The organism is Paraburkholderia xenovorans, assembly GCF_046030735.1.
Lineage (GTDB): Bacteria > Pseudomonadota > Gammaproteobacteria > Burkholderiales > Burkholderiaceae > Paraburkholderia > Paraburkholderia xenovorans_A.
In genome coordinates, this window is the sequence record NZ_JAQQBV010000022.1 from 24,617 (window position 1) to 45,186 (window position 20,570).

Below are 20,570 nucleotides of genomic sequence, written 5' to 3' on the forward strand. Positions count from 1 at the left end.
CCCATTGCGGGCGCGGCAAAAAATGTTCGGTTACGTCAGGCGCTGCGCGACTCGGGTTCGTCGTCGGTCAGAATGCCTGCGTCCTGTGCGGCATCGCGGCGATCTTCATGATCGCCGTGCGCCGCCGTGGTCGGGTTCGGCTCAGCGGCGTGCTCCGTATCGCGGAGTACGCCCGAGTCGTGCGCGGGTATTGCCGGATCGGCCTGGGAGACCGGATCGTCATTCAACAGATCGTGATTCGGTGCGGGCTCGACGGCACCCGAGTGCGATTCGACGTGCGCCGGTTCTTCACTCTCTTCAACCGATTCATGTGCGGCCGGCCCGGCGACAGGCGTGGTATCCGCAACGTCCCCGGCCGGTTCAGCCGCGCCCTCTTGCTGAACGGGATCTGCCGAAGCTTCGTGTTCTTCAGCTATTTCCGTTCCTGCTGCCGCATCGTTTTCGACGCGGTTGTGTTCAGTGTAATTCGCCGGTTCCGCGACCTCAGCCTCGGTTTCAGCTTCGACCTCGGCGGTCTCGCCGGATGCTTGCGACACCTCTGCCTCGAACGTCGCCGCGCCGCCTTCAGCCGGCGCCGCCGCGGTCTCGATGTCCGCGAACTCGATAGCGTGTTGACCGAGCAGATCCGCATTCAACTGCGCCGACGGATCCGAAAGCGGCGGCAATTCGTCGAGCGCTGTCAGACCTAGGTCGTCGAGAAACTGCCGGGTGGTCGCATACAGCGCCGGGCGCCCCGGCACGTCGCGATGACCGATCACTTCGATCCAGCCACGATCTTCCAGCTGCTTGACAACCTGCGTATTCACGGTGACGCCGCGAATCTCTTCGATATCGCCGCGCGTGACCGGCTGCCGGTACGCAATGATCGCGAGCGTCTCGAGTACCGCGCGCGAATATTTCGGCGGTTTCTCGGGATGCAAACGATCCAGATACGATCGCATCGCGGGCTTGCTTTGAAATCGCCAGCCCGATGCCAGCCCGACCAACTCCACACCGCGCCCCGACCAATCCTGCTTGAGGTCTTCGAGCAAAGTCCGAACAGTGTCTGCCGACACGCCGTCGGCAAAGAGCTTGCGCAACTCGCCGAGCTTTAACGGCTCCTGCGCACAGATCAAGGCAGTCTCGAGGACGATCTTCGCCTCTTGGGTATTCATGCAGCCAGGTCGACCTTATGAGTTAGGGTCAAAGAACCGGATCAACAGACGATGTGGAACTGAAGACGCGCTCGCCCGATTCTGATCGGTCATATTGATGGGAGCACGCACCGGGGGGAGGCGAAACAGGCAATCGAGCCAAACCCAGCCGGACGGAGCAGCGATATTCCTGAAAGGAACCGCGTGACTGAGCGCCATATTACGCAAAAACAATCGGTGCGTAAAGGCGAAATCCCCCGCGCATTTTTCGCGCTTTGCCTTCACGCGCCGGGTTTGGCGAAAATCCACGCTTATTCAGGCGTTAAATGAGTCTGCTTCGCCGTCCATGCTCGCAATGACGAGTCGTGCCGTATCAGAAAGCGTTTCAGGCGCTCCACACCGGCGTCCAGCCGCGCCGTGTCGCACGCATAACACCAGCGCACGAAGCCCTCGCCCTGCGGACCGAACGCGCTGCCCGGCGCAACACCCAAACCGACTTCCCGCACCATCGCCTTGCAGAGTTCGAGGCTGCGCGATGCGCCCGGCATCGAGAAAAACAGGTACATCGCGCCGGGCGGCGCTTTTACGTCGATGCCTGGCAACGCGGATAACGCGTCGACCAGATGATCGCGCGATGTCTTCAGATCGCGCACCAGTTGCTGCGTGAAGCGCTCGCCCTGCTCGACGGCCACGATACCCGCCTGTTGCACGAAAGCCGGCGCGCACGACGTGTTGTACTCGACCAGTTTGCCGAGGTCGTCCATCAGCGAGGCCGGCGCGACAATCCAGCCGAGCCGCCAGCCGGTCATCAGCCAGGCCTTCGAGAACGAATTCACGCAGATCACGCGTTCGTCGCGCGCGGCCAGATCGAGAAACGACGGCGCGGTGCGCGAAGGGGTGGCGCCGGCCGTGGGTTGGGCTTCGTACTCTTCGTAATCGTAATAGAGCCGTTCGTAGACTTCGTCCGCGACGATCCAGATGCCGTAACGGCGGCAATGCGCGAGCACGGCGCGCTGCTGGTCGCGGCTCATCACCCAGCCGGTGGGATTGTTCGGCGAGTTGATCAGCAGCATCTTCGTGTCCGGCGTCAGCGCCGCCAGCAGTTGCTCGAGATCGAGTTGCCAGCCGCGCTCGCCATAGCCGAGCGCAACGGTCTCGACATGCGCGCCGAGAATCTTTGGAATCTCAACCAGATTCGGCCATAAAGGCGTCACCGCGACGACGCGGTCGCCCGCGCCCACCACCAGCTGCGCGGCCAGCATCAGCGCGTTGACGCCGGCGCTCGTCACCGCGACGTGATCCGGCGAGGTCGGCCCGTGCAGCTCGCTGACATAACCGGCGAGCGCCGCGCGCAACGGCGCGATGCCGAGGTTGTGCGTGTAGAAGGTGGCGCCGGCCGTGAGTGCGGCGCTGGCGGCGTCGCGAATGAAAGCCGGCGTGACGCGGTCGGACTCGCCGAACCAGAACGGCAGCACGTTTTCGACGCCGAATCCGGCGTTGGCGACTTCACGGATCTGCGAGGGACGCAGTGCGCGGACGGCATCTCGCGCATTGGGTACGGAGGGTACAGGCAGATCCGGTTCGCTCATCGAGGCTTCCACTCAGAAACAGGTCGGGGGTTGACGTTCAGAAACGGCGACAGTTTAGCGCGGCGGCTGATTTCGGAGCTTCCAGGGCGGCAGTGCGGCGCGGCGACGGCTCGAACTGGGGCGCCCGCGGTTTTGACCCGGCTTAGCCCAGATCCTCCGCCCGGGCCGGCAACTGACGAATCAGGCCCCATACCGCTTCCGCGGCCGGCGACAGCGAACGGTCGCGCCGCCGCACCAGTTCGACCGTGCGCTCGGCGCGCGGCACCAGCGGGCGCGCGACCAGCGAAGCGCCGGCCGGCAACGGCAGCGCGAGCCACGGCAGCACGCTCACGCCGACGCCCGCCTTGACCAACCCAAAAACGGTCGCGGAATGCCCCAACTCCTGCACTACCGTGGCGCTTACGCCATATTCTTGCATCACGGAATCGATGATCGGCCGGCTGCCGGACGCGTAGTCGAGCATCACGAGCTGCTGGCCTTCGAGGTCGGTCCAGGCGACCTGTCGTTGTAACGCGAGCGGGTGGTCGTCGCGCGACACGACGCAGAAAGAATCTGTCATCAGCGACTCGCTCACCAGATCGTCGGCGGAAAACGGGCCGATGATCACCCCGAAGTCCACCTCGCCCGACTTGACCTTGCGCACCACATCGCTTTGCACGTCGTCGCGCAAACCGAGCGTGATGTACGGAAACTGACGCCCACAGGCCGACACCACGCCCGGCATCAGCCGGCAGGCGACGGTCGGGCTCGCCGCCACCACCACCCGTCCACGGCGCTGCTCGCCGATTTCGCGGATTTCGCGCAGCGCGTCGTCGAGATCGCTCAGGAGACGCGACACGCTCGAGACCAGGTTGCCGCCGACGTCGGTGAGCTGCACGTCGCGCGTCGTCCGGTCGATCAGCTTGAGACCGATCTCACCCTCCAGCTCCCGCACGCAACGGCTCACCGCCGACTGCGTGAGGCCGATTTCATCGCCGGCGCGACTAAAGCTCTGAAGCCGGGCCACCTCGATGAAAACCCTTAGCTGACGCAGCGTCACATTCATTTACCAACCTCATTAATGGCATTGTTTGATGCGCATTGTAGGTCCAAACAGCGCATCCGGTGGGTTTGCGTTCCCCTCGCCGCGATGCAGCGAGAAGGCGCAAACGCACGCTGGCCGGGCCTGATTGCACAAGATTGGTGATTGTCCCGATTTGCGAGATGGGTTTTTTGGATTCTCATACGCCCCTAGCTAGCGCCCGCGCTGGCCCGCTGTCACAGGGCTTTCAGGCTGTTGGACTCAACCTGGCATACATCCTGCATTAAGAAGCACGCAGGGTCGGCGCCATGATTTCTGACTGCATACAGGACCGTGACAAGCCCGACCCACCTTGGCACTCGCCTATCGAGTGCATGGAGAGTGCGCGGCGCGGGGCAGCGCACCGGAGTTAGCTTCGCTGAGGTGAAACATGATGCTGTTCGACGATTTGAGAGACAACGAGTGGGCGCTGGTCGAGGCGTTGTTCTGTGCGGAGCCAGCACGGAGCGAACGTCGTGGTCGACCACGTGTGGAAGCGCGCGCGGTCGTCAACGCCGTGCTTTGGGTACTGTCGACGGGTGAAGGCTGGTCCAAGCTGCCGGGCCGCTATCCGTCGCCGCCGACTTGCCGCCGCCGTTTCGACGAGTGGCAAGCCGATGGTACGCTCGCCGAAATAGTTAAGCGACTCGGCACGAGCGGCCGTGAAATCTCGCTGCGCGGCCGCATTGGCGCGACCGCCGCGAAACCGCCGGCACCGCCGAGCCGCGATCGTCTGCGCGGCGCATTCTGGACCAATCCGGAATCGTGGCGCGCGCCGGTCAAGATGGCCTGACGCGGATTATTTTGCCTCCGGGCGCCTCCCAGGCGCCCGGCGTTTATCAGGACTTTCGCGCGCCGTCGTCAGACGCTCGCCGAACCCATCATGGGCACCGCTCCCGGCGCGCCCACCACCGGCGTCCCGTTCCGTTTTCGCCACCTGCCCGGCTTTTGCCCTTCACCTCATGCCGTATCGGACAACCAGTGCAGCGTACCGGTGACGCATGAAACATCCATTTACTATTACTTACAGCGTGCTTTCGCTACTCGGCATACCTTATGGTCATGCAAACAGGCCCTGAACCGATGGGCTTGACGGGAGCTCAGCATGAAACCAATGTCACTGCTTCTGTGCGGCATTGTCGTTTCATCGATGACCGCACCGTCGCTCGCTCAGGAGCGCCAACAGGCCTGGAACTGGCGACCAGATCGAACCGCCAGCGTGCAGGCCTGGCAGCAAAGCGAAACACGCGGGCGCGATTTCACGCCGCCTACGCCTAGAGGCGATCTGCGCGGCGACATCGCGAGTAATGTTCACGCTCGGCCGGAGCCGCAGCGGGAAGATCCGGGGCGGCGTCGATAAGCGGTCGTGACTGGCGGGAGGTATGGAGAGAATGCCGGGATAGCGGCGTCGCAGAATGCCGGCATGACTGCGTTTCATCCCAGCGCGAGCCCGCCCGCGGATTACGGTCACAAAAGTGGGGAACCACCCCGCACCGCATCAGTCTGATTTAACGCCATTAGCACAGCGTGGCAGTAGTAATTCCGGTACGCCCGTATCTTCACGATACGGGCTTTTTTTTCGCCGGGATGTCAGGAAGGTCGGCGCCAGCGCATTGCGCACAGGCCTGCAGCGAAGGCCGGTCAGCACAACCAAAGAGTTCGCTTCCCGCCGCCCGAAGCGGCTGGAAGACTGTTGCGTCGGCGTGGCCCGCGACGAGCGCTACGGCCGTGCTTCGAGCGCGGCGGTGGACCGTATTTCGGCCGACCCGACGACATAGTCGTTCATGCGCTGAGCAGTCCAGCTGAGCAGGCGTTCGTCGTGCGCGAGCCGTTCGAACTCGGCCCGGCCGCGCTCGGTGAGCACGGCGATATCGACAGGAGCGTGAAAACCCGGAGCCGGCGCGACAGTGCGCTGCCGAACTGTGTCCATCAGGCCGAGCGAGCGAAGATACTGAAATACGCCCGGTCGTCTTGCCCATGGAACCTGGCGATATTGCGCCCGCCGCAGCGCTTCAAGTACCGCTTCGTTGGAATACGTGGTCATCTCACTTCTTTCTTAAAGTGCAGCTATGACACATCTATGCCCAACACGTCACCGCGCCACCAGTGACGCGCATGGCACCCGCCCGTGGCTGGAAACCCACCGTGTTTCATGCGGTAAGTTCGAGCCCGGTGCTGCCTGGTCTCGTTTTCAGGACCCCCGTCTGAACGGCATGTTAGCGTTCTGTCCACGAGCCGACGATGCAACCGCTGCGGCGCGATAGCAAGCCCATGGATTTGTCCCGAAAGACATACGTTACCCCATTTAAATTGATTCTATTCACTTTATTAGCGCTTTTTTTTGCAGTAATCGTGCTATGGAAACGCGCCCGCCCACTGTTGACGATCTTTGTGCTGACCGCGTTCTGGCTGCTTGCGGCCGGCTGGCTCACCGCACCATTGCTGAAACTCGCTCAACCTCCGCGGCCGGGCGACGCCCCCGCCAGCTTCGCGCCGCGCACCGCGATCATCGTGCTGGGCGCGGGCACGATCTATAACGACGACGACGAACTCGTGCCGCCCGTCGACATGCTCGCGCGCATCGCGGCAAGCGCCGACAGCTATGCCGAATGCAAACGCGCCGCGGCAACCTGCGAGGTGATCGTGAGCGGCGGCAATCCGCAAAAGCATCGCGCAACCGAAGCCGACACCTATCTCCCGTACCTGCTTCGCAGACAGGTGCCGCGTGCGGACATCGTGCTGGAAAACCGTAGCCGCACGACTTACGAGAATGCGCGCAACGTCACGGCGATCGTCGAAAAATCGAATTACGACGCGTTGATTCTCGTCACGTCCGCCTATCAGATGCCGCGCGCGTTGCTCGACTTCAAGCGCTTCGGCCTTGCGCCACAACCGCTGGTAGCGAATACGCGTCACGCCGATCTCGGGTTGCTGCCCAGGTATAAAAATCTGGTGAGCGCTGAGATCGCGTTGCATGAACTGATCGGCATCGCACAGTTTCATGTCTACCGTGCGATCGGCTGGTTTTGATCCTCAACGCATAGCGAAAGCAAGTTGTTTAGAAATGCGAACAGGTTTGCTTCCGTTATCCAATGCGTCAGGTGCGTGTGCCGACGAGACGTAACCAGATGTAACGAATTGTCACCGCTGTTACAGAACGTCCGCTGGAGCGGATATTGCTGACTAGAATGCATTGTCTTTCCGAATGGACAGGCAAATCTTCGGGTCCATAACCACTCTGCGGAGGTAAAGATGAAGAAAGTGTCCCTGGCGATCCTGGTTTCCCTCAGTGCCGTAACGGGCGCGGCTTATGCGCAGGACAACGGCGTGATGATGAGCACCGATCCGGCCAAGGCCGCCGACGTCGAACAGCGCGCGCAAGATTTGCAAAATCGGCAACAAGCGATGGAAAGCGCGCCGGCCGCACCGATGAAACATCACAAAGGGCCTGCGCATCACAAGAAGGCGCCCAAGGCTGACGCAGGCTCCTGAATCGCGTAGTCGACCAGCAGTCGCGACCCACTCGCCTGCGGCCTCGCCGTGAAGGCGAAAAGCCGAAACCGGCCATGCCGGTTCCGGCTTTTTTGTTGTCCTCTGGTGGGCTGGCGAAGGGCGCTGCACGCGCCGGGCGGTATGCTAAAGTCGCGCACCGACCGGAGCCCTACCGGAATCCCCTAAACCGTGCGCACCTTGGTGCGGAGGACAGCATGAGCAACATCCAGCTAGATATCGAATGGACCGAAGCAGCATCCCGCAAAATCGAAAAACTGATGCCGCGCGGCGGCCAGGAAGCGTTTCTCGCGCTGCCGCCGGTCGAATGCCTGCCGATGGAAGGCGACGTGCTGTTTCTCGGCCCGGACGGCAAGCAGCAACCGTTCATCGTTGCCGAGCGCCAGTATCACCATGACGGCGATGCCGACTGGACCATCATCCTGATTCTCGACGTCCCGCAAGCCACCCATTGATTCGCGCACGCGCCGCCTGGCCGGAACCGGCGGGCGGCGCGTGTTACTGCAAACACCCGAACAGCCTGATGCCAGGCGTTCAGACAATCTTCGACACGACGCGAATTTCCGAGTGCTCGACCCAGTCGGCCACTGCCTGCCTGTAGGCCTGAATGTGCGCCGACTTCGCATGCGCGGCCAGCGCCTCCTGACTCTCCCACCGCTCGACGAACACGAACCGGCGCGGCTCCTGCACGTCACGATGCAGATCGTATTGAAGCGCGCCCTGCTCTTTGCGCGTCGGCCCGACGATGCCTTCGAGCGCCCCGCGCAACTGTTCTTCAAAGCCCGGCTTTGCCACCGAGATTGCGACTACCGCGACTTCCGCCATACCCGACCTCCGTTTCACGAAAAGCAGCAGCATACCCGCCGGCCGTCAAACGTGCAGACGACGCCGCGTTCCGCTCTGGCGCGCTTGGCGGCGAACGTCGCCGGTTGACCCAAAGCGCTGCCGGACACGCGAAACGTCTGCGTACCGAGCATGCCTGGAGTTTGGCGGGTAACCGCTTACGGGACTGCTACCCTCGGCTTCATACGCTCGCTTGCACTCGCGTGGGTGCCTCGGTCGGCTCCGCTCGAAAGCGACGCCGCGCACAGCGCAGCGCTGCGCGCAACCGCCGCGACACGTCCGCGACGCCTTGCGTGACGGGCGCTTCGCGCCCATCCGCCCGTGCATTCCGACACCGCCCGCGTCTGTGATAACCCGCACATTCATGCGTAGCGCGAACTGCTAGACTGGGTTTGACTACTCCGCCGGAGTTCAGCATGGCTGACATCGCTCTCCGCGTTTCCGGGCACGGACCGCCGCCTGATCCAATTGACGCCATAGACGCCAACAACGCCTGGGCCAGGCATCCATTGCGCGCCAAAACTGTCCGCGCGCCCTATCCCCCGCTTGCAGTGACGCCCTTATGTCCGCCCTCATGCCCGTCTATATGCCAACCGTCAGCGAATTGACTCTGAGCGGCCTGCTCCCGCATCTGGTTCGGGACGAAACCGGCTGGACCGCGACGTGGCGCGCGCTGACTTTGCACAGCGTGTTCCAGCCGGTGCTGTCGGTCACGCATCAGAGTGTGGTCGGCTATGAGGGACTGCTGCGCGCGTTCGATCCGGTCGGTCTGCCGGTGTCGCCCGAGGTGCTGTTTTCGGGCACCCGTTCGGCCGCCGACGCGCGCGAACTCGACCGCATCGCGCGTTGCCTGCACGTGGCGAATTTCATGGAGCAACGCATCAGCACCGGCTGGCTGTTTCTGAATACGCGTCCGCAGGTGTTCGAAACCGGCTGGCCGCAACGCACGTTCATCGACGAACTGTCCGCTCATTTCGGCTTGCCGCAGGAGCGCATCGTGATCGAAGTGCTCGAGCAGCCCGCCGACGACGAATCCGCGGTCGCCAGCATGCTCGCGGCCTCGCAACCGCGCGACTTCCTGATCGCAATCGACGATTTCGGCACCGGCTTTTCCAACTTCGATCGCGTGTGGCGCTTTCGCCCGGACATCGTCAAGCTCGACCGTTCGCTGGTGGCGCGCGCCGGCAAGCGCGAAGGCGACGATTCGATGATCAGCCACCTGATCGCGATGCTGCATCAATCCGGCACGCTGGTACTGGCCGAGGGCGTCGAAACGGATGAAGAGTTAATGATCCTGATGCAGGCCGACGTCGACTTCGTGCAAGGCTTCTGGCTCGGCCAGCCGAAGGGCTCGGTGAAGGAAGCGTGCGCGAAGGTGCCCGCGATGATCGAATCGATGTGGAGCAAGTTCGCGGACTACGAACGCGCGCACGCTCGCCACCAGCGGCTCGGTTTCGAAGGTTTCGCCGAAGCCGTGCTGGCCGCCGTCGACGCGTTCAAGGCCGGCGGCGATCTGCGCCAGGCCGCGCAGCAAGTCTGGCATCTGCGTGAAGCGCGCCGGGTGTTCATCACCGACGGCCAGGGCGAACAGACGCAGCCGTCGATCACCGCCGCTTCGGTGCCGCCGCCGCCGTTGCGGCTCGCGCCGCTCTACATGAATTCGAACAGCAACTGGTCGCGGCGCGCCTATTTCAAGCACGCGCTCGCCGCGCCGGGACGGGTCGCGATGATGGGGCCGCACTACTCGCTCGCGGACGGCCAGGATTGCTACACCGCGGCCATCGCATTCGAACACAACGGCACGCATGTGCTGTGCGTCGACTTCATCCCGGCGAATTCGCCGCCGTCGGACAAGCGGCCGGCGGCCCGTGGCGGAAAGCGGAGTTGAGAGACGGTAGCGGTGGCGGCCGGCGCTGGTTGCGTTGCTGTGCGCGGCCGGCGCTCATTTGAATCGCGCTTCGAGCCTTGCCTGTCAATCTTCCACTCGTCCACGCCCGGATTTGATCTCGGCGCGTTTCGCCTTGCCGTCGAGCCGACGACGATTGGACGCGCGCGTCGGCCGGGTCGCGACGCGCGGCTTGCGCGTCACGCTGACGCTCTCGATCATTTCGTCGAGCCGCGCCAACGCAGCCGCGCGGTTCATCTCCTGCGTGCGATGTTCCTGCGCCTTGATGATGACCACGCCGTCGCGTGTGAGCCGATGATCGGACAGCGCGAGCAGGCGCATCTTCAGCACCTCGGGCAGCGACGACGCCTGCACGTCGAAGCGCAAATGAATCGCGCTCGACACCTTGTTGACGTTCTGACCGCCCGCCCCCTGCGCGCGGACTGCGGTCAATTCGATTTCGTTCGGCGGGATCGGATAACGGGATGTCATGACAGCGGGATTGAACTCGAAAACACAAGTGTATTGGGGACACGGCCGATTATCGACGATCGGCTATCGACCGCGCCTGCCGATGCGAAAAACTATTTGCCAGCCTGCGCGCAGTTCATCGATACTTCGATTTTCCGCTTACAGCGTAAATTCATATGAAACTGCGTCCGGGTTTTGTGCTGGAACTGGCCGTCAACTTCCTGCTGCCCTGGCTCGCGTACCGGTTCACGCTGCCTCATCTGGGCGAGACGGGCGCGCTGATTGCCTCCGCGGTGCCGCCGATTGTCTGGAGCCTGATCGAACTGGCGCGCTTTCGCCGCGTCGACGCGCTCAGCATGATGGTGCTCGCCGGCATCGTGCTGTCGGTCGCGGCGATGGCGCTGGGCGGCAGCCCGCGCATGCTGTTGCTGCGCGAGTCGCTGGTGTCCGGCGCGGTCGGCGTGGTGTTTCTGCTGTCGCTGCCGATGCGCCGTCCGCTGATTTTCTATCTGGCGCGCGCCACCGTCGCCCGCGAAATGGAAGGCGGCGGCGCACGCTTCGAAAAGCTGTGGCAGGAACGGCCGGCGCTCGTCAGCTCGATGCGGCTGATGACGCTCGTGTGGGGCGTCGGCCTGACCGGCGAAACCGTGTTGCGCGCATGGATGGCGCTCACGTGGCCGATCGAGCGCTTTCTCGTGGTTTCGCCGTTCATCGGCTACGGCATCTACGGCGCGTTGACGCTATGGACGCTGTGGTATCGCAAGACCATGCGCGGCCGGGCCGAAGCGCCTGCGCATGTGGATGGCGCGGTGAGCTGAATCTCGGCGTTATCAGTTTCGTCGCCACGCCTCCACGATTCGCGCAGCCAGCCCTGAATCGCGCTGGGTAGGGGTCGCGATTGCCTGCGCCAACACCGAGCGCGCGCCGATCACTTCGACCCGTTCGCGAGCGCGCGTAATCGCGGTGTACACGAGCTCACGCGACAACACCCGGCTAAACGCCGACGGCAACATCAGCACCGCATGTTCGAACTCCGAGCCTTGCGACTTGTGGACCGTCAGCGCGAACGCCGTGTCGTGCGGCGGCAGTGCGGCGGGCGACACCGCCCGCAGACCGCCGTCGCCGGTCCGGAAATAGACGCGCAGCGCGCCGCCCGCGCCCGGCAGCGCAATGCCGATATCGCCGTTGAACAGGCCGAGCGCGTAGTCGTTGCGCGTGACCATCACGGGCCGGCCGGCAAACCACTGTGCGCCGACGGCGAGCGTCACGCCCGCCGCGCGACGCACCTGCGCCGCCATCGCCGCATTGACCTGATCGACACCGCGCGGACCCGAGCGCGTCGCGCACAGGATGCGGAAACGGTTCAATGCATCGAAGAGACGCAACGGGTCCGGCGTTTCGGCCGCGAGTACCTCGGCGAGCGCGTCCGCGTACGGCGCGAAGCCTGCCGCGAGACGCGTGACGGTGCGCTCTGCGAGCGTGGCGTGGGTGTCCTCGTGCAAGGCCGCTGCGCAGCGCTCGGCGGGGTCGATTTGCAGTACTGCGAGCGCCGACTCGGTCGAACCGTTGCGTATCGCCAGCGACAGTCGCCCGATCGGCGAGTCGAGGCCGAATCGATAGTTACGCTCGAGCCAGACCACGCAATCGGCGAGCGGCGTTTGAGCGGGCTTCGGCGATTGGGATGGCGATGGCGAGGTCCACGCGGGCTCGGGCGTGCTGGCGAACAGATCGTCGGACGGCGGCTCGAAAGCGTTCGAGCCATCCGCGTCACGGAAGAAAGCTTCGGGCGGCTCGTCCGCGCTCGCCCGCGGCGTGGGGAGTGCCGCCGCGAGCCGCGTCGCGTCGATGCGAAGCGCTTCTGCGATCCGCTGCAATCCGTCCTGCGTAAAAGCCGGCTGCGCGCTGAGTTCGGCGAACACCGCGCCGGCTTCGACCGCAGCGAGTTGATCCTTGTCGCCCAGCATCACGAGACGCGTCTGCGGCGAGACCGCGTCGAGCAGATGCGCGGCCATCGCGACGTCGATCATCGACGCCTCGTCGATCACGACCACGTCGTACGGCAGCGGATTGTCGCGATGATGCCGGAAGCGCCCGCCCGGCCCGGAGCCGAGCAGCCGGTGCAACGTGTACGACGTTTGCGGCAGCCGCGCCGCGAGTTCCGGGGGCAAATCGCCGGCGCGCGCGAGCAACGCCTCCTGCATCCGTTGCGCCGCCTTGCCGGTAGGCGCCGCGAGCGCGATGCGCAGATCGGCGCGCGCATCCAGCAGACACGCGAGCACGCCGACCACGGTCGTGGTTTTGCCGGTGCCCGGTCCACCGCTGACGATGGTGAGCCGACCCGACAAAGCCATCACCGCCGCGACGCGTTGCCAGTCGATCTCGTCGTCACGGGGTGGGCCGAAGTAGCGCAGCAGGCGTTCGTGGAGCGTCTGCGGTGCCGTGTCCGTTTGGAGCGTCGCAGGCGTGACGACCACCGAACCGCTCGCGCGCTCGCGCGTCTGCCCCCCGTTCGCCGCCCTGCCCGCATGCGCGACCAGCGAGCGCGCGAGGCGCCGTTCGTAATCGTAGTAACGCGCGAGATAGAGCCTGCCCTGCCCGTCGACGACGAGCGGCCGCAGCGCCGCCGCACTTTGCGAACCGTCGCTCGCCATGCCGCTTGCGAACAACGCGGCGCGCACCTCGCCGCTCGATGTTTCGAAGCGTCGCGCGAGCAGGTGAAGCGGTATGCACACGTGCCCTTCCGCGGTCGCGCGGCTCACGGCGAATGCGGCACGCGAAGCCCATTTCACCGCTTCGGACGAAGCTCCGCCGCGCCGCGCCAGGACACCGATGCGACGCGCGAAGCCCTCGGCCAGCGCCGTGCTGAAATCGGCCGGCGCGGGCGCATTCACCTCAAAATTCTCGAGTTCGGGCGGCACGGTTGAAAGGTGATCGAACGTGCTCATGCGGCGCCTCCGATCATCGCCGCGTCGAGCAGCGCCACCAGTTCGAACGCGGGCCGCCGTCTATGCACGCCGGCCGGACCTTCCGCGTCGCGCCATGGCGGACGCACGCCACGCACGAACAGATACAGGTAGCCGCCGATATGCGTGTCGTACTGGTAATCGCGCACGCGCGTTTTCAGATAGCGATGCAACGCAACCGTGTAAAGCAGCGCCTGCAAGTGATACGCGTGGCTCGCCATCGCCGCTTCGAGCGGCGCGGCGGCGTAATCCGCCGCGCTGTCGCCCAGGTGGTTCGACTTCCAGTCGACGATCCAGAAACGGCCGTCGTGTTCGACGATCATGTCGATAAATCCTTTGACAAAGCCGCGCAACACGCCCGGCTCCAGCGCGACGTCGGGGTAACCATGCTCGATCAACAACTCGCGCAAAGCGGGGAAATCGAGCGACGGCGCCGCAAACAGAAATTCGAGTTCGTTCAGACGCCGCTGCGGATCCAGCTTCGCGAGCGCCATGCCGGGCAGCAGCTCAGTGGTCACGACGTCCGCGATCAGGTTGTGCATCATCGCGGGCAGACGCGCCGCGAGTTCGGGCGCGGCCGGCGCGGGACGCTCGCGCAATGCGCCTTTGATCGCGTCGGGCCAGCTCTCGGGCTGCGTGAAATTTGCGAGTTCGAACATGCGGTGCAGACAATCGCCCGCCGCCGCGCCGCGCGGAAAGCCGAGGATGTCGTCTGCCGGATAGGTCGGGGCTTGAGGTGCGGGCAACGGCGTCGCAGCGATCGCATCGGCGATCTCATCGTGGTCGGGGCGCACCTCTTCGAGCAGCGCATGTGCCTCGTCGGCTTTCCCGCCGGCAGCAATCAGCCCGCTGAAACTTGCCATGCGCCACTGATCGCGCAACGACCGGCGACCCACGCGCGCCTTCATCCGCGCGGCGCTGTCCTGCAGGCTCTCCAGCGGCACGCGGCGCTCGACTCGCGGCAAAGGTTGCAACGCGATCGGGCCGCCCGCCAGCGCCTGCCAGCGGGCCGCCAATGCCGCCTCGTCGGGAGGATCGTTCAGCCAGTCGTCGAAACTGTGACCGGCGCCGCCGACGAGCCAGTTCAGCACGCTGCGCCGCGACTCCTTGGTGGAGCGCGACGACAGATACGTGCCGGCCACCAGGTAGCAGCGGTACACCGCCCGCGTGAGCGCCACATAGACGAGCCGCGCCCGTTCCGCTGCCTGTTCGCGCGCCGCATAACGCGACGCGCGCTCGGCTTCGTCGTCATTGCAACCGTAGTGCAGCACCGCGTCGCCGCTTTCGTCGTGATACTCGCGAGCGTCCGGCAAACCCGAGGACGGCGGCTCGCGCAAGGCGCCGTCGTTCAGGAACGGACAGAACACCACCGCGTATTCGAGACCCTTCGATTTATGGACGGTCACGATCTGCACGAGATTGCGGTCTGATTCGAGCCGCAATTGCGCATCTTCGCCACCGCCTTGCGCGCGTTGTGCGGCGAGCCAGCGCAAAGTCGGCGCAATGCCCGGCTGCGTGGCGGCGCGCGCCTGCACGAGCTCGGCCAGATGGTTCACGTTGGTGAGACGCCGCTCGCCGTCCGGACCCGCGACCAGCCGTTGCGCGACGCGCAGCTCGCGCATCAGCGTGCGCCACATCACCGCAAAGCCGCGTTCGTGCCACAGCGTGCGATAGCGTGAAAATCGCTCGACCCAGCCCATTGCGTCCGCCGCATGCGCGGGGTCGTCGGCGGGTGCGGGCGCGTCGGCGACCTGCTCGAGACGCCAGAGCGCGGCCGCGTCCATGCCGAGCCAGTCGGTGGCCAGCGCGGCGCGCAGGCGCCGCAAATCGCCGGGCGTATCGACAGCGGCGAGCACGCGCTCGATCTGCTCGGCGTCGAGCGTGGCGAACACCGAAGCCTGCGCGAGTTCGACACTGCCGACACCCCATGCCGCCAGCACCCGTTTGATCAGACTGCCCTGCTTATGGGTTTGCACCAGTACCGCAATATTGCCCGGCGCGAGCGGCGCGTCGCCGATCGTCACCGAGCCTTCGCGCGCGCCGCGCAGCAGCCGCACGATTTCCGCGGCACACGCTTCGCTCGCCGCGCGCTGCGCGTCGCGCTTGGTCAATGCGGCGTCGCCTTGCGGCAAGGTCCAGATGCGGAAGTCGGCTGCGTCCGCCGCGGGATCGCCGAGCGGCGGCCGGCGCCGCTCGCCCGCGCGCACCGGCTGATAGTCGAGGCCATCGAGCACGAAAGCGTTGGGGTTCGCTTCGAACAGCCGGTTGCAGGCTTCGACGATCGGCGCAGTCGAGCGTTGATTGACCGCCAGCGTATAGCACGCCGAAGCGGCCGCGCGCGCCGCCAGATAGGTATGCAGATCCGCGGCGCGGAAGCTGTAGATCGCCTGCTTCGGATCGCCCACCAGAAACAGCGGTCCGGCCGGCGCAAAGATCCGGCTGAAGATCGCGAACTGCAGCGGGTCGGTGTCCTGAAACTCGTCGATCAAGGCGGCGGGATAACGCGTGCGCAACGCATCGGCGAGCCAGGGGTGCGCCTCGAGCGCACGATACAGATTGGACAGCAGGTCGTCGAACGACACCACGCGCCGGGTGCGCTTGCGCGCCACCAGTTCGGCCGGCGCGTAATCGAGCCACGTCTCGACGAGCGTGAGCCAGCGCGCGCGCTGCGCGGCTTCCGCCGCGACCACCGCCGCCGCCAGTTCCTCGGCATGCGCGAAGAACGGATGCTCGGGCGGTTCGAACTTGACCTTGGTGGCCTTCTTCAGTGCCGACGCCGTCAACTTCAACGCGGCGCGCGGCGGCGGCGCATGGCAGTCGCCTTGCGCGAAGTAGTCGCTCCACGCGGCAATCGCGGCGCTCACGAGTTCCGGCTTGTGCGAGGTCTTGCTCAAACGGTCTTGCGCTTCGCCGAGCAGCGCGACGATCGCGTCGCGCTCCGCTTGCCAGAGTTCGCAGGCGGTGTCGAAGCCGGCTTGCGGATCGGCCGCGCCGCCGCTTGCGTCGACATTGCCCCAGCGCAACAGCGCCAGCGGCTTTTTCAGACGCCGCGCCAGTTGTTCGTCGAACGACGCCGGCCCCGCGCGTTTGGCCACCAGCCACGCGGCAAACGCGGGATGCGCGTGGGCGACCGGTTCCACCTGCTCACGCCAGAAATCGGCGGCCATTTCGAAACGCAATGCCGCGTCGTCGGCTTCCATTTCGAACGCGAACGGCATGGCCGCGGCGAACGGCGCTTCCTGCAACGCGCGCTGGCAGAACGCGTGAATGGTATGGATCGCGGCCTGATCGAACGTGCGCAGCGCGCGCCGCACGACCTTCAACGCATCTTCACGCTCGATACCCCGCTCCGGCGCGAGCGTCGTTTCGAACAGACGCTGGATGAACGGATCACCGCCGTCGTCGTCCGTTTCGATTGCGCGATGCAGTTCCGCGAGACGTCCGCGAATCCGTTCATGCAATTCCGCGGTCGCCGCCTTCGTGAAAGTGACGACGAGAATCTGATCGGCGTTCAGGTTTTTTTCGAGCAACAGGCGCACGTACAGCGCGCAAATGTTCCACGTCTTGCCGGTGCCCGCCGACGCCTCGATCTGGTTCACGCCGTCAAGCGAACACGCGAACACGTCGAGCTCCTCGGCGACCAGCGCATGATTTAGCACGGCGCCGCTCATGATGCACTCCGCAGATGCTGGACCAGCGGTTTGAAGACGACCGCCGCGAGGCTGCCGAACGGTTCGTCGAGCGTAAGCGGCGTGCCGCGCAGTGCGATGCGCAACGCGGCGTCGTCGGATTCGCCGCGCACGCGGTCGTTGATCCATACGCCTTGTGCGGCCGAATCGCTTTCGCTCACCTTGACCCACGCGCTCTTCGGGAAAAAGCGCAGCGGCAACCGGCGGCCCGCGCGGAACAACGCGGCCAGCGGTGCGAGTTCGGCGAGCGGCGCGGCGACCGGCGTCAGTTCGAAGCTCTCGCCGCTGCCGTGCCAGACGGTGCGGCGTGGGCCGTCGGGCAATGCCGCGCAGTAGACCAGATGCGCGAGCCAGGCGGACAGATAGTCGCGCGCGGTGGGTTTGGCGTAGCGGAAAATCACTTGTCCCGTTCCGGTCAGCAGATTCAAGGTGCCGTGCAATTGCAGCGGGTGTTCGGCGGCCTCGCGCAACGCGGCGTCGTGAGGGCCGAAAAGCGCGCCGGCAAGGTCGGCGCCCTCGGGCCAGCGCGGCGCGATATCGAGCACGAACGGCAGACGCTCGACACCCGAGGCCACCTCGCGGCGCACGCTGTCGGCAAGCTGTCGCAATGCGCCCAGTTCGCGCGAACGCCACACGGCGCCGGTCGCGCCGCCCGGCAACTCAGGGCTCGCCGCGGCGACGCGGCGTACGCGTTCGAACATCACGTCCTCGTCTTCGGACTCGCTGTCGAGCAGCACCGGCAACAACCGGTCCGCCAATGCATCACGCCCCGCGTAGTCGAGATCGAACGGTTCGGTGTCGAGCAATTCGCCTTGCGCGTCGGACAGCACGATACCCAGCCGGTCGCGCAACAGCGCGCGCGCCGGGTGACGCCAGAAGCGCACGAATTCGTCGAACGCGACGGGCGCCGGCTCTTCGGCCGGCAACGGGCGATCGAAGAACGGCGCGGCCGGCGGATGCTGCGGCGCGGCCAACAGACTGGCCAGTTCCGCGCGATCCATGTCGTACGTGAAGAGCCCGCGCTGCGACGAGAAATAGTCCGACGCGAACGCCTGCAACGGATGGTCGACGATGAACGCGCGCCGCGCTTCGTCGATCTCCTTGGGACTCGCGCCCTCTGGCGCCGACACCTGCGCGAGATAGTCGAGCAATTCGTCGACCAGCGCGGCGGGCGGCAACGGCGCGTTATCGCGAATGCTGCGCCCCGTATACGCGATGAACAGACGATCTCTCGCGGCCAGCAGCAGGTCGAGGAACAGGTTGCGCTCGTCGTCGCGGCGCTGCCGGTCGCCGGCTTTGCCGAACGCGGCCATCAGATCGAATTCGTCGGCGCGCGCGAGACTCGGCAGCACGCCGTCGTCCATGCCGAGCAGGCAGACGATCCGATACGGCAAGCCACGCAAGCTGGTCAGCGACGAAAACGTCACGCTGCCCCACGGCACGCCGCCGCGCGCGGGGTCGTCGAGCGCTTCGGTAAGCGCGCCGCGCACCACGGCGGCGGGCAATGCGACATCTTCCGCGCCGGCGCGCATCGCGTCGCCCATCTTGTCGATCGCGTCGCGCACGGCCGCGAGCGAATCGGCGAACTCCACGCCGCCGTCGAAGCACTGCGCGAGCGTTTCGAGCAGCAGTTGTGTCCATTCGACAGGCGTACGTTCGCTCGCACAGCGTTGCGCGAACGTGTCGATGTCGTCGACGAAACGCCCGAGGCGGCCGAGCAATTCCGCGTCGGAGCCATCCGCGCCTTCGACCGGCAGCCACTCGCCGACCGGTTCGCCGCCGTCCGGCATCGCATAGCCGAGGTAGAGACGCGTCAACGCATCGGCAAACGTGTGGCGCGCAACCGGCACGTGCTCGCCGAGCGGTTCGACCGGCGCGAGACCGCGGCGCGCGCCGGCTGCCGCGAGCCATTCCTGCGCGGCTTCGAGCGCGCTCGCGTCGATCCCATAACGCGCGGCGATCGCGTCCACGCGCAGCCATTCGATCAGGTCCGGCGCGCCCACACTACGCTCCGGCAACGCGAGCCAGTCGAGCAGCAGACGCGCGACCGGATTGGCCTGCGACGGCGGCAAGCCGGTGATCCGATACGGAATGCGGCGCGTGTCGCCGAGCGGCGCCGTGCCGAACACCGCGTCGATCAACGGACCGGCCGCGGCGAGATCGGACACCGCGACCAGCACGTCGGACGGTTGCAAATCGTCGAACTCGTCGAACCAGCCGAGCAGGCGATCGTGCAGCACTTCCAGTTGCCGCGACAGGCTGTGACACACGTGAACTTCGATACCGCGCTCGATCGGCGGTTCGTCGGCCTCGGTTTCCAGACGCAGATCGAGAATGCCGTTCTGCACCGCGGCGAGCCAGCTCGGCGCAGGATTCTCGCTGAAGTCGCCGGTCTCGCCGGAAGCCGCGCTCTCCGTCAACTCGTGCAGCATGTGCAACTGCGCCTGGGTCTGACGCCCCCACTCGGCGAGCAACGGATGGCCGACTTCCTGATAGTCGAGCTGACCGGCGGCATCGAGCGCTTCGACGCGCCCTGCGCTCACCACGTCGAACCAGAACTCGCGGCACGGGTTCATCACGTAAAGACGCACGTCGACCCAGCGCGACAGTTCACGCAGCAACGCCACATGCAACGGCGGCATGGTCGGCAACGCAAATACGCTGACCGATGCGGGCCAATCGGCTTTGGCAATCGCGTCGAGATCGAGCAGGCGAATTTCGTCGAGGAAACGATAGGCGGGCGGCAACGCGGCCGCGGGCGTTTGCGCGCTGCCGGTCGATCCGGCCAGTTCGGTCAGCACCGCGCGCCACAGCGCGGCCTGCCAGCGCTCGTCTTCACGCGCCGCTTCGCTCGCGCCGACGAGACGCGGACCGTCGTCCTCCAGCGCGCCGCTCGCGAAGATCGAACCACCCTTCTGCCATTGCAACAACCACTCAGGACGATAGGTCAGATAGTGATCGAGCACGGTAGCCACGCGGCGCGCGAGTTCGTAGCGCATCGACGCATCCGCCGCGTCGAGATACGTGCGCAAACGCGGCGACGCGTTCCACGGCAGTGCTTCGTCGGCGTCGCCGAGAAGCCGGTAGCACCGCCACACGAGCCGGTCCGGCGCGAACGGCGAATGCTTCGGCACCTCGATCACCCCGCCGATCTGCGCCCACAACCATTGCGCGAGATAACCGAAGTCGACGTTCGCGCAGATACCCTGGCGCGCGGCGATATCGAGCTCGAGCCGGCGCCTGACTGCCGCGCTCGGAACGATCACCGGCAGCGCGGTCCACGGGTCGGGCGGTGCTTGCGCGAGGTCGTCGAGCAGCGCGCCGACAAGCGTTTCGTAGCGGTTCGAGTAGAAGAGCTGGAGCATGGATCCTGGAGCGAGCGGGCGGCGCGAGCGGGACACTCGAACCGTGGCGGACATGGAGGCGA

15 protein-coding genes and 1 pseudogene are annotated in these 20,570 nt (G+C 65.5%); 7 read left to right on the forward strand and 9 right to left on the reverse strand.

Annotated elements, in window-relative coordinates; translation table 11 throughout:
- Positions 1–35: 35 nt before the first annotated feature.
- The 3 genes from scpB to PQQ51_RS21475 all read right to left on the reverse strand — a co-directional run bounded on the left by scpB (position 36) and on the right by PQQ51_RS21475 (position 3,767).
- Positions 36–1,154, reverse strand: a complete 1,119-nt coding sequence (gene scpB, locus PQQ51_RS21465; RefSeq protein WP_408498827.1) for an SMC-Scp complex subunit ScpB — start codon at positions 1,152–1,154, stop codon at positions 36–38.
- A gap of 290 nt (positions 1,155–1,444) precedes the next feature.
- The gene (locus PQQ51_RS21470) at positions 1,445–2,722 is read right to left on the reverse strand and encodes a pyridoxal phosphate-dependent aminotransferase (protein WP_408498828.1); all 1,278 of its coding nucleotides are present in this window, start codon (positions 2,720–2,722) and stop codon (positions 1,445–1,447) included.
- 142 nt (positions 2,723–2,864) lie between these two features.
- Positions 2,865–3,767, reverse strand: a complete 903-nt coding sequence (locus PQQ51_RS21475) for a LysR family transcriptional regulator (protein WP_408498829.1) — start codon at positions 3,765–3,767, stop codon at positions 2,865–2,867.
- A 409-nt stretch (positions 3,768–4,176) separates the two neighbouring features.
- Between PQQ51_RS21475 and PQQ51_RS21480 the strand changes: the two are divergent.
- Both PQQ51_RS21480 and PQQ51_RS21485 read left to right on the forward strand, forming a co-directional pair.
- Positions 4,177–4,572, forward strand: a pseudogene (locus PQQ51_RS21480) (transposase); the annotation flags it as partial.
- A gap of 315 nt (positions 4,573–4,887) precedes the next feature.
- Positions 4,888–5,142: a hypothetical protein gene (locus tag PQQ51_RS21485; protein ID WP_408498830.1), complete on the forward strand. Its 255-nt coding sequence runs from the start codon at positions 4,888–4,890 to the stop codon at positions 5,140–5,142.
- Between the two features lie 360 nt (positions 5,143–5,502).
- On the opposite strand, the gene PQQ51_RS21490 is transcribed toward PQQ51_RS21485, so the two are convergent.
- Positions 5,503–5,826, reverse strand: a complete 324-nt coding sequence (locus tag PQQ51_RS21490; protein ID WP_408498831.1) for a hypothetical protein — start codon at positions 5,824–5,826, stop codon at positions 5,503–5,505.
- 266 nt (positions 5,827–6,092) lie between these two features.
- On the opposite strand from PQQ51_RS21490, the gene PQQ51_RS21495 reads away from it, so the two are divergent.
- The 3 genes from PQQ51_RS21495 (at position 6,093) to PQQ51_RS21505 (ending at position 7,747) form a co-directional block, all read left to right on the forward strand.
- Positions 6,093–6,812, forward strand: a complete 720-nt coding sequence (locus tag PQQ51_RS21495) for a YdcF family protein (protein ID WP_408498832.1) — start codon at positions 6,093–6,095, stop codon at positions 6,810–6,812.
- Between the two features lie 222 nt (positions 6,813–7,034).
- The gene (locus tag PQQ51_RS21500) at positions 7,035–7,274 is read left to right on the forward strand and encodes a hypothetical protein (protein WP_408498833.1); all 240 of its coding nucleotides are present in this window, start codon (positions 7,035–7,037) and stop codon (positions 7,272–7,274) included.
- Positions 7,275–7,489: 215 nt separating this feature from the next.
- Positions 7,490–7,747: a hypothetical protein gene (locus tag PQQ51_RS21505; protein ID WP_007182306.1), complete on the forward strand. Its 258-nt coding sequence runs from the start codon at positions 7,490–7,492 to the stop codon at positions 7,745–7,747.
- Between the two features lie 79 nt (positions 7,748–7,826).
- Here PQQ51_RS21505 and PQQ51_RS21510 read toward each other — a convergent pair whose 3' ends face one another.
- A complete protein-coding gene (locus PQQ51_RS21510; RefSeq protein WP_408498834.1) occupies positions 7,827–8,117 on the reverse strand; it encodes a putative quinol monooxygenase in 291 nt (96 codons plus the stop codon).
- Positions 8,118–8,721: 604 nt separating this feature from the next.
- On the opposite strand from PQQ51_RS21510, the gene PQQ51_RS21515 reads away from it, so the two are divergent.
- Complete coding sequence (locus PQQ51_RS21515) at positions 8,722–10,023, forward strand: EAL domain-containing protein (protein WP_408498913.1); 1,302 nt, start codon at positions 8,722–8,724, stop codon at positions 10,021–10,023.
- A gap of 84 nt (positions 10,024–10,107) precedes the next feature.
- Here the strand turns inward: PQQ51_RS21515 and arfB are convergent, their stop codons facing one another.
- A complete protein-coding gene (gene arfB / locus PQQ51_RS21520) occupies positions 10,108–10,512 on the reverse strand; it encodes an alternative ribosome rescue aminoacyl-tRNA hydrolase ArfB (protein ID WP_408498835.1) in 405 nt (134 codons plus the stop codon).
- Between the two features lie 155 nt (positions 10,513–10,667).
- On the opposite strand from arfB, the gene PQQ51_RS21525 reads away from it, so the two are divergent.
- On the forward strand, positions 10,668–11,309 hold the full coding sequence (locus PQQ51_RS21525) for a VC0807 family protein (protein ID WP_408498836.1): 642 nt from the start codon (positions 10,668–10,670) through the stop codon (positions 11,307–11,309).
- Between the two features lie 12 nt (positions 11,310–11,321).
- On the opposite strand, the gene PQQ51_RS21530 is transcribed toward PQQ51_RS21525, so the two are convergent.
- From PQQ51_RS21530 to recC, 3 genes are read right to left on the reverse strand one after another with little or no spacing between them, the layout of a single operon-like run.
- A complete protein-coding gene (locus PQQ51_RS21530) occupies positions 11,322–13,436 on the reverse strand; it encodes an AAA family ATPase (RefSeq protein WP_408498837.1) in 2,115 nt (704 codons plus the stop codon).
- A complete protein-coding gene (gene recB / locus PQQ51_RS21535; protein ID WP_408498838.1) occupies positions 13,433–17,125 on the reverse strand; it encodes an exodeoxyribonuclease V subunit beta in 3,693 nt (1,230 codons plus the stop codon). Before recB ends, PQQ51_RS21530 begins: the two co-directional genes overlap by 4 nt.
- On the reverse strand, positions 17,122–20,508 hold the full coding sequence (gene recC, locus PQQ51_RS21540) for an exodeoxyribonuclease V subunit gamma (protein ID WP_408498839.1): 3,387 nt from the start codon (positions 20,506–20,508) through the stop codon (positions 17,122–17,124). The genes recB and recC overlap by 4 nt, the downstream gene beginning before the upstream one ends.
- Positions 20,509–20,570 lie beyond the last annotated feature (62 nt).

Bases quoted from the DNA above. Each gene is read 5' to 3' on its own strand.
- scpB (WP_408498827.1), bottom strand. From the start codon at position 1,154: ATGAATACCCAAGAGGCGAAGATCGTCCTCGAGACTGCCTTGATCTGT.
- PQQ51_RS21470 (WP_408498828.1), bottom strand. From the start codon at position 2,722: ATGAGCGAACCGGATCTGCCTGTACCCTCCGTACCCAATGCGCGAGAT.
- PQQ51_RS21475 (WP_408498829.1), bottom strand. From the start codon at position 3,767: ATGAATGTGACGCTGCGTCAGCTAAGGGTTTTCATCGAGGTGGCCCGG.
- PQQ51_RS21485 (WP_408498830.1), top strand. From the start codon at position 4,888: ATGAAACCAATGTCACTGCTTCTGTGCGGCATTGTCGTTTCATCGATG.
- PQQ51_RS21490 (WP_408498831.1), bottom strand. From the start codon at position 5,826: ATGACCACGTATTCCAACGAAGCGGTACTTGAAGCGCTGCGGCGGGCG.
- PQQ51_RS21500 (WP_408498833.1), top strand. From the start codon at position 7,035: ATGAAGAAAGTGTCCCTGGCGATCCTGGTTTCCCTCAGTGCCGTAACG.
- PQQ51_RS21505 (WP_007182306.1), top strand. From the start codon at position 7,490: ATGAGCAACATCCAGCTAGATATCGAATGGACCGAAGCAGCATCCCGC.
- PQQ51_RS21510 (WP_408498834.1), bottom strand. From the start codon at position 8,117: ATGGCGGAAGTCGCGGTAGTCGCAATCTCGGTGGCAAAGCCGGGCTTT.
- PQQ51_RS21515 (WP_408498913.1), top strand. From the start codon at position 8,722: ATGCCAACCGTCAGCGAATTGACTCTGAGCGGCCTGCTCCCGCATCTG.
- arfB (WP_408498835.1), bottom strand. From the start codon at position 10,512: ATGACATCCCGTTATCCGATCCCGCCGAACGAAATCGAATTGACCGCA.
- PQQ51_RS21525 (WP_408498836.1), top strand. From the start codon at position 10,668: ATGAAACTGCGTCCGGGTTTTGTGCTGGAACTGGCCGTCAACTTCCTG.
- PQQ51_RS21530 (WP_408498837.1), bottom strand. From the start codon at position 13,436: ATGAGCACGTTCGATCACCTTTCAACCGTGCCGCCCGAACTCGAGAAT.
- recB (WP_408498838.1), bottom strand. From the start codon at position 17,125: ATGAGCGGCGCCGTGCTAAATCATGCGCTGGTCGCCGAGGAGCTCGAC.
- recC (WP_408498839.1), bottom strand. From the start codon at position 20,508: ATGCTCCAGCTCTTCTACTCGAACCGCTACGAAACGCTTGTCGGCGCG.